9 protein-coding genes are annotated in these 8,826 nt (G+C 54.6%); all 9 read left to right on the top strand.

Annotation, left to right across the window (positions count from 1 at the left end; all coding sequences use genetic code 11):
* The first annotated feature begins 428 nt into the window (after positions 1 to 428).
* Positions 429 to 965 carry a fimbrial protein gene (locus V2S86_RS25205; RefSeq protein ID WP_330766828.1) on the top strand — a complete coding sequence of 179 codons (537 nt, stop codon included), beginning with the start codon at positions 429 to 431 and terminating at the stop codon, positions 963 to 965.
* A gap of 133 nt (positions 966 to 1,098) precedes the next feature.
* Positions 1,099 to 1,590, top strand: coding sequence for a fimbrial protein (locus V2S86_RS25200; protein WP_330764605.1), 492 nt, complete (start codon positions 1,099 to 1,101; stop codon positions 1,588 to 1,590).
* Positions 1,591 to 1,604: 14 nt separating this feature from the next.
* Positions 1,605 to 4,130 (top strand): outer membrane usher protein, encoded by a 2,526-nt coding sequence (locus V2S86_RS25195; protein ID WP_330764604.1) that lies wholly within the window; start codon positions 1,605 to 1,607, stop codon positions 4,128 to 4,130.
* Between the two features lie 53 nt (positions 4,131 to 4,183).
* Entirely contained in the window at positions 4,184 to 4,960 is a 777-nt protein-coding gene (locus tag V2S86_RS25190; RefSeq protein WP_330764603.1) for a fimbria/pilus periplasmic chaperone, read from the top strand.
* A 40-nt stretch (positions 4,961 to 5,000) separates the two neighbouring features.
* Complete coding sequence (locus tag V2S86_RS25185; protein ID WP_330764602.1) at positions 5,001 to 5,618, top strand: fimbrial protein; 618 nt, start codon at positions 5,001 to 5,003, stop codon at positions 5,616 to 5,618.
* The gene (locus V2S86_RS25180) at positions 5,611 to 6,123 is read left to right on the top strand and encodes a fimbrial protein (RefSeq protein ID WP_330764601.1); all 513 of its coding nucleotides are present in this window, start codon (positions 5,611 to 5,613) and stop codon (positions 6,121 to 6,123) included. The genes V2S86_RS25185 and V2S86_RS25180 overlap by 8 nt, the downstream gene beginning before the upstream one ends.
* Positions 6,124 to 6,133: 10 nt before the next feature.
* Positions 6,134 to 6,619 (top strand): fimbrial protein, encoded by a 486-nt coding sequence (locus V2S86_RS25175; RefSeq protein ID WP_330764600.1) that lies wholly within the window; start codon positions 6,134 to 6,136, stop codon positions 6,617 to 6,619.
* Between the two features lie 5 nt (positions 6,620 to 6,624).
* On the top strand, positions 6,625 to 7,167 hold the full coding sequence (locus tag V2S86_RS25170; RefSeq protein ID WP_330764599.1) for a fimbrial protein: 543 nt from the start codon (positions 6,625 to 6,627) through the stop codon (positions 7,165 to 7,167).
* A 344-nt stretch (positions 7,168 to 7,511) separates the two neighbouring features.
* Positions 7,512 to 8,330, top strand: a complete 819-nt coding sequence (locus tag V2S86_RS25520) for an MrpH family fimbial adhesin (RefSeq protein WP_442996182.1) — start codon at positions 7,512 to 7,514, stop codon at positions 8,328 to 8,330.
* Positions 8,331 to 8,826 lie beyond the last annotated feature (496 nt).

The following is an 8,826-nucleotide window of genomic DNA, read 5'->3' as shown; positions in this document are numbered from 1 at the left end:
CTACATTGCGCCCCATCTAATTAATAAAATGAGCTTCCGCTTTTCCATTTGATTACTGTCTATTCAGTTGTCTTTAAACAACTTGTAGTTCTTGCCTTACATGATATTCATGAAATGACTACCAGTATGTCATCCCTCGCTGATATTTATTATGTTTCTGAATGTTCATAATGACTCTCATTGAGAACTGGAGAGGATAAATCACCTCGATTAACTGAGTATGTGATTGATAAAACCAGGATTCTCATGTTGAAAACATTTTCAAGAATCATTGTACTGAACACGGTGCATTTTGAAATGGGTATTTGATGACAATGATTGCGATTTGAAATCCGGTTGCACGTCTGAAAACGCCAGAGAACACTCCGCATGTTCTTTTTATTCTAGAGTCCTGTGGAGATAAATTCATTAAAAATGGAATAAATGAAATGAAAAAAAGTCTGATTGCTTTATCTATGCTGGGTATGGCCGCCATTTCTTCTGCGTATGCGGCTGGTGGCGGCGGTAAAGTTACATTTACGGGTTCTATTATCGATGCGCCGTGCTCGATCGCGCCAGGGTCGCTGGATCAGACAGTGAGCTTGGGTGCTATTTCCAACGTGGCACTGGCCGCAAATGGCAATACCGGCACCTCCACGGCGCAGCGGTTCAATATCGAGCTACAAGACTGCGTAATCGCCACAGTGGGTACCAAAGACAAAGTGACCGTGACCTTTACCGGTGCGCCGTCCTCCTATGATACCGAAAGCCTGGGCTTGATCGGCAGTGCCAGCGGTGCCTATATCCAGCTGACCCAAGCGGATGGCAGCAAGGTGAAGCTGAATACCCCGACTTCAGAACAGACCGTGACCAACGGCAATAACACCCTGGCCTTCGCCGCAAACCTGAAAGGTGGCGGTGCAGCGGCCACGATCGTCCCGGGTGACTTCCAGGTACCCACCAACTTCGTGCTGACTTACAACTGATCATCCTGACCGTCGTATCAACCTGCGGCGCGCCTGCCGCAGGTTTTTTCCAGCAACGATTTGGAGTGCGCCGATGCACCGGAAGTATCCATCCATGCGATACCTGGCCCCTCTGCTTTTGGCCGGCGGCATTTTGGGAACGATAACAAGTTCTTTCGCCGCTTCAGACGCCCTCGGCCGGGTCAATATGAAAGGCGCTATCGTGGAAACGCCTTGCGCGATAGAAGTGGGCGATCGTGACCAGACGCTGATAATGGGCAATGTGCCGATCAGCCAAATACTCCGTGACGGGCGAGGGCCGGAGAAAGCATTCTCAATCCGTTTATTCGACTGCGTGTTGACCTCAATCAACCCGCAGCACCCTGGATGGAAAAGATTCCAGGTCACCTTTGACGGCGACGCCGACAACGACTATTTCAAAACTCGCGGTGAAGCCAACGGCGTTGCGATGATGATCCGCGATCGGCAGGGCAATATTGCCACGCCCGGCGCTGCGCTGCCGGCAGGCAATATCACCCCCGGTGATATGCATTTGCGCTATACGCTAAATTTGGTGGGCAATAAAGAGAACTTACGAGCCGGAGATTTCAGGTCAACGATTCGCTTCAGAATGGATTATAATTAAAGAGGCTCATTTCCATGTTGCGTTATTTTCCGCGTTCTGCGATTTCGATATTTTGCCAAGCAAGTTTAGGCGCATCTGTTTTTCTCTGCACATTGAATAATTCTATAGCGGCTGAAGAAGTGCAGTTCAATACCGATATTCTCGACATTAAAGATCGGGAAAATATCGATCTGAGTCAATTTTCACGCAAGGGATATATTCTGCCCGGCACCTACACGTTGGCGATTAATTTAAACGCCAACGTTCTGCCGGAAAGGCCGATTAATTTTTACACCGCCGAGCACGATGAACATGAGACGGTCGCCTGCCTGACGCCCGAGCTGGTCGATCAGTTGGGCCTGACCGAAAAATCGCTGTCCCAGGTGACCTGGTGGCGCGAAGGGCAATGTCTGAACCTGGCAAGTCTGAAAGGCATGGAGGCGCGCGGCGATCTGGGTAAGTCAACTTTATATCTCAGCATCCCGCAGGCGTATTTAGAATACAGCGCGCCCAATTGGGATCCGCCTTCACGCTGGGAGGACGGCCTACCGGGCTTGCTGTTTGATTACAACATGAACCTGCAAAGCCAGCAGCAAAACGGCAGCGGGAGTGGCAGCGGCACCGATCTGTCCGGCAACGGCACCACGGGTGCCAACCTGGGTGCCTGGCGCCTGCGTGCGGACTGGCAAGCGCGCTATGACCGTCGCAGCGGCAACAACCACGACACGGGCAATCGCAGTTGGGACTGGAGCCGTTACTACGCTTACCGTGCGCTGGGCGGATTGGGTGCCAAGCTGAGCCTGGGAGAAGACTATTTCAACTCGGCGATTTTCGACAGTTTCCGCTTCACCGGCGCCAGCCTGATGACCGACGACAATATGCTGCCACCGAACCTGCGCGGCTATGCGCCAGAGGTGAGCGGCGTCGCCAAAGGCAATGCGAAAGTCATCATCAGCCAGCAAGGGCGGATCATCAAAGAGGTGCAAGTTGCCGCCGGCCCTTATCGCATTCAGGATCTGGACAGCGCCGTCTCCGGCAATTTGGACGTGCGGGTTGAGGAGCAGGACGGCAGCGTTCAGCAATACCAGGTAAATACCGCGACAATCCCGTACCTCACGCGGCCAGGGCAGGTACGTTACAAAGCCGCGCTGGGCAAACCGTCGGATTGGCAGCACCACATGAACGGCCCGCTGTTCGCCTCCGGCGAGTTCTCCTGGGGCGTCAGCAACGGTTGGTCGCTGTACGGCGGCGGCATTGGCGGCGGCGATTATAATGCGCTGTCGGCAGGGGTTGGGCGGGATCTGATGATGCTGGGCGCATTGTCGTTCGACGTGACGCACTCGCAGGCAAAGGTGCCGCGGCAAGAAACGCAGCGTGGCGGCTCGTACCGCCTGAGTTACTCCAAGCGCTTCGACGAAACCGGCAGCCAGGTGACCTTCGCCGGCTACCGTTTCTCCGACAGCGGTTTTAGATCGATGAGCGAATATCTCGATTCGCTGGATAGCGGCATCAACGCCGGGCGCAGCAAGGAGATGTACACCATCTCGCTGAACCAGCAGTTTGAAGCGATCGGTTTGACGGCCTACGTAAACTACAACCATCAAACCTATTGGAACCAGGCGGACAACGATCGTTACGACCTGTCGCTGGCGCGTTATTTCGACATCGGCCGTTTTAGAAACGTCAGCCTGTCGTTAACGGCTTACCGCAACAAGTACAACGACACCAATGACGACGGCATGTATTTGTCGCTGTCGATGCCGTGGGGCGGGTCCGGCACGGTCAGCTATAACGGTTCTTATGCCGCCGGGGACAGCCGCAACAGCGTGGGGTATTACGACCGCGTCGGCGATACCGACAGTTATCAGGTGAATGCCGGCGTGGCGCGCAGCGGCGCCGATCTGAGCGGTTATTATACCCACAAAGGGACACTGGCACAGGTCAATACCTCGGCCAGCTACCGCGAAGGCCAGTACAGCGCTCTCGGCATGTCGCTGCAAGGCGGAGCGACTCTGACGCCGGAAGGCGGCGCACTGCACCGCAGCGGCATCTTGGGTGGCACACGAATGATGATCGACACCGACGGCGTGGCCGGCGTGCCGGTCGGCGGTTACGGCAGCTCGGTGGCGAGCAACCGCTTCGGCAAAGCGGTGGTGACGGATCTCACCAGTTACTACCGCAACAGCGTGCGCATCAATGTCGACAAGCTGGCGGATAACGTGGAGGCCTCACAGTCGGTGCAGCAAGGCACGCTGACGGAAGGGGCAATCGGCTACCGCAGCTTTAAAGTGATTTCCGGTGAAAAAGCCCTGGCGGTGATCCGCTTGGCCGATGGCTCCGCACCGCCGTTTGGTGCCACGGTATTGAATGCCAAACAGCAGGAAACCGGCATCGTCAATGACGACGGCAATGTTTACCTGAGCGGCATTAACGCCGGGGACAAGATGACGGTGCATTGGGGGAATAAACCGCAGTGCCAAATTACGTTCCCGGACACTCTCGCCGCCGGCATGACCACCAATCTGTTATTGCCGTGCGTGAAATCACGACGGCCTGAATAAACCGCACGGGGTGAATAGCCACCTCGCGACAAAATTGAATAAGTGAGTTGAAGATGAATAACAAAACGTTACTCAGCGCGCTGGCGCTGGCCTTCACCGCCACCCTGAGCCATACCGCCTCAGCGGCGATTTCGCTGGACAGAACGCGCGTGATTTTCCCCGGTTCGGAAAAGTCCGTGAGCCTGACGGTGAAAAACCAGAACTCGGAGCTGCCCTATCTGGCGCAGGGCTGGCTGGAAAACGAACGGGGCGACAAGCTGGATAACAGCAGCCCGCTGGCGGTAGTGCCGCCAGTACAGCGTATTGAGCCCAAGGCGGAGAGCCAGGTGAAGATCCAGGCGCTGGCCGCCTCCGAAGCCTTTAAGCGGTTGCCGCAAGACCGTGAATCGCTGTTCTATTTCAACTTGCGCGAGATCCCGCCAAAGAGCGACAAGCCGAACGTGCTGCAAATCGCGCTGCAGACGCGCATCAAGCTGTTCTACCGGCCTGCCGCTCTGGCCGAAGCAGCAGCGGCGCAGCAGGCAGTGCCCTTCCAGGAACAGTTGACGCTGAGCAAGAACGGCGACAAATACCAGGTGAACAACCCGACGCCCTACTACGTGACTCTGATTGGCGCCAGCGCGAAAAAAGGCGGCGAGGTGGTGAAGGGCTTCGAAGCGATGATGGTGCCGCCGAAAGGTAACGCCACCCTGGGCGGTAGCGCAGCGGCGCTGGGCAGCGCGCCAGTGCTGGTTTACGTCAACGACTACGGCGGCCAGCCGGCGCTGACCTTCCGCTGCGCCGGGGTAACCTGCAGCGTAGACGAGTCCAAACGCGACACCCAGCGCTAATCCAGCGTTCCTATTAAAGCAGTGGCGTAAGGAGAAAAACATGCATCATACAACCCGATTCCATACAGGGGCGACATGGGTAACGGCGGCGGGATTGTGCGCGTTGGCCTCGCTTGCACTGTTCTCGCCGGTGACGCTCGCCGGGTTTAACGACGGTCTGGTGGACGGCAACTACGGCGTATTGCGCGTGTACGGCACGCTGACCGAAGGCGCCTGTCGGCTGGAAATGGCCTCGGCGGATCAGTCGGTGAACCTGGGCAACGTCAGCACCGGCAACCTGAAGACGCCGGGTGATCGCGGTGCGCTGGTTCCGGTGGAGCTGCGCCTGCATGACTGCCTGCGCACCTCGTCAGCCAACCGCGACGCGCAGGGCAACCTCACTTGGAGCGCCAGCCAGCCGGCGGTCTCGTTCACCTTTACCGGCGTGCAGGATCCGGCCAACCCGCAATTGATCGCAGCACAGGGAGTGAGCGGCATGGGGCTGCGGCTCAAGGACAGCGAGCGCCACAATGTGATCTTGGGACAGAAAGGCAAACCGCTGTTACTGACCCCAAGCAGCAATCTGGTGACCTATTACATCGCGCCGGAACGCACCCGCGCAGCACTGCTGGCCGGGGCCTATAACGCCAATATCAACTTTAGGCTGAGCTATGAGTAAACCCTCTACAACCCCAAGGAAAGCGCGTTTAAGGCTCGGGTTCGTCACCGGTGTGATACTGAGCCTGTTCTGCTCCGTAGCATACGCTTTTACTCTGAATGTGACGGTCAGCGGTACGGTGATCGATCCGCCCTGCGTGATCAACGGCAACACCCCAATCAACATCGATTTTGGCAATGATATTTTGATTGGCCGCATCGATGGCAATGCCTATGAGCAGCCGATTCTCTATACGCTCGACTGCTCGGCGGCCACGGCACAAACGCTTAAGCTGCAGCTGAAAGGCAACGGCGCAACGTTTGATCCAACAGTGTTGCGCACGAGCAAAGACGCTCTTGGCATTGAGCTAAAAAGCAATGGCAGCAAGCTGGCCGTCAACAGCTGGGAAAACTTTACCGATCCCGCTCGCCCGACGCTAAGCGCGGTGTTGGTTAAAAACGGCGGCGGCACGCTGACCGGCGGTGCCTTCACCGCCACCTCAACGCTGTTGGTCGATTACCAATAAGGAACGGGAAATGAATAGAGATGTTTTGACCCGCAGCACTCTGGCCTGCATAACTACCGGCTTACTTTGTATGCTATCCCCGGCTCAGGCCGTGGACGTTAATTTCAGGGGGCAGTTGGTGGAGTCCATCCCCTGTGAGGTCAACAGCGGCGGGCTGATTGAAGTGAACTTCGACAACGTCATCATCCGGGGCATTGACGGCGTTCAGTATCGGCAACCGGTGCCTTACCTGATTACCTGTACCGGCCTAGGGAGCGTACGGCTTAGAGTGCAGGGCACTGCCGTAGGCTTCGACAACGCAGCGGTGGTGACCGACAAAACCGGGTTGGGCATCCGCATTGAACAAAACGGTACGCCGATGCGCCTCAATCAGCCGATACCGGTCGATCTGGCGACACCGCCCACGCTGACCGCAGTGCCGGTCGCCAACCCGGCCTCTCCGCCGGTGGCGGGCACTTTCGTTGCACGCGCCACGATAGTGGCCGACTACCAATAGGAAGAATGATGAACCGATTGAGCCTGTTTCTTGGCAGCCTTATCGCCTTAAGCGGCGGCGCCCTGTATTCGTCATCCGTGACAGCGGCGGAAAATCTCATTATGCGCGGCACGCTGGTCGATGCGCCCTGCTTATTGCGCCCCGGCGATGAAAATCTGGTGCTGGATTTTGGCGGCGTGATTGACAAGTTACTTTATCGCTACGGCAGAACCCCCAGCAAGCCGTTTGAATTACATCTCGAAGGCTGTGAGGTTAGCGTGTTCAGGAACGTGAAAGTCACGTTCCAGGGCACGGACAATGCACAATTACCCGGCCTGCTGGCGCTGGACGCCGGAAGTATGGCTCAGGGAATTGCGGTCGGCATGGAAAGCAATATCGGAAACGCTTTGCCCATTAATGTCGAGGGACCAACAACCGCCTTGCAAACCGGCAACACGGTGCTGGGATTTCAGGCTTATGTGCAAGGGGAACCTGTTGCGTTGAGTAGCCGTAGGATTGCTTACGGGCCATTTAAAGCAACGGCAACTTTTATCCTGAATTACATTTAGCAGCTTTGTATATTTCTGATGAAATCAAGGAAATTTGGCACGAGCCTATAATTGGTTGTGCAAACAATGATGTAACGCGCCTGTAAGTACCGATGTTTGGCACCTTCGTTTTCATTGGAGGAAACAAGGCCCTGAACTCCTCCTACAGGTTTACGTGACCGTTATCGGTTATAGCCAATACAAACCATTGACAACAAATTCGTTGTCGGATTGGGCTCCACACTTAACTAAATTTTCGGGTCAAGTAGCCTTATCTCATCTCCGAATAGCAACGGAACAGCTCGAGCGGTAAGATCAATCGGACCCATTTAACCTATATAGAGGGTATTTAAGTGAAACATCTCATGCGCATACCTCGCGCTGTTCCAATTGTCGTCTTTTTCGGTGTCATGTCGAGCATAATACCTGTGCATGCAATCCAGTTATATAACGGAGGGCTGACCAATTGGAGTTACAATCCGTCTACGTACACCTATTCAGGTACTGTTCACTGGGCTAGCGATAACAGTCCCGCTCCATCTGGTACCGTGTCTTGCGGTGGATTCTCACGCTGTAGGCTCGGCATAGGCGTCTACTTCAGCTACAGTATTCCGGGGTATTCCAGTGGCTGGTATCTTGAGCCACAACCATATGTACTCGTCCCTGCCGGATCTACGTGGGAGTTCGCTTATGAAAAGTATATATCGACGTACGGGGCATCCGGTCAGAGTCGCTTCACCACCAGTACATTTCGTAACGGCACCTTTCTTCAAGTCTGCTTAATCGCCTCAGGATTAAGTTACTCGAACACGGCTGTTCGAGCGCCTGGATCGACATGCGGGGTCACACCACCCTATGCAAACTCGTGTGACGTTACGTCGGGTTCATCGGTAATAAATCATGGTGCGCTTGCACCAAGCGAGGTGAATGGACACACTGCTCAGACTAGTTTCTCCATATCTTGTAGATCGCGCGCTACAATCCGTGTCAATACGATATCGCCAAAGATCTCTTTAGGTTCCAATGTAAATAGCTCATTACAGGTCAACGGGTTGTCGGCCGGGGGGAGGTTCACAGTTGCGGGTGGTGTCACGACCCACATAGTATCCTCGACGTTAGAAAGTTCGAGGCCTGTCGCTGGTCCGCTGCGCGGAACGGGTGTAATTATCATGACCTATGAATAGTTCATTGTTAGTAGATTGGAGGCCCCATCACATTAACGACGACATACAAGCAGAAATCGCGTTGCCGTTTTTTTAGCAACCAATAGATAAAATTGTTCTACGGGCGACAATCCGTCACTTTGCAGATATTGATATTGCCCTTTACGTATCATGTAAATCAATTCGATGCCAGCAAAGGGTCTGTCTCATTTGTTTGTTGACGTATAACATACTATTTTTATGGTTTAATATGGTGATATCTCTGTTCCAAAAAGCGTTTAAACGCCTGCATTATCCCCGTCGATGTTATCGCTCGGTGTGTCTGCTAGTCTCTGGGGCCCCACCAAGCGGCGTTAGCTGCTCAGCTTCTGGTACGGTAGATATTAATTAATCATGGTGTTTTACCGGCGAAGTTAACGGTGCCGTTGCTGAGACGACATTCGAACCAAGTTGTACCGGGGCAACGTCACTTAATATCTTCGGGTTGTCCGCAATACCTGTAGCCACTGGTGTGTAA

Source organism: Serratia sp. C2(1), from assembly GCF_036352655.1.
GTDB classification, from domain to species: domain Bacteria; phylum Pseudomonadota; class Gammaproteobacteria; order Enterobacterales; family Enterobacteriaceae; genus Serratia; species Serratia inhibens.
The sequence above is the reverse complement of the archived record's forward strand: the minus strand, read 5'-3'. Positions and strand labels throughout refer to the sequence as shown.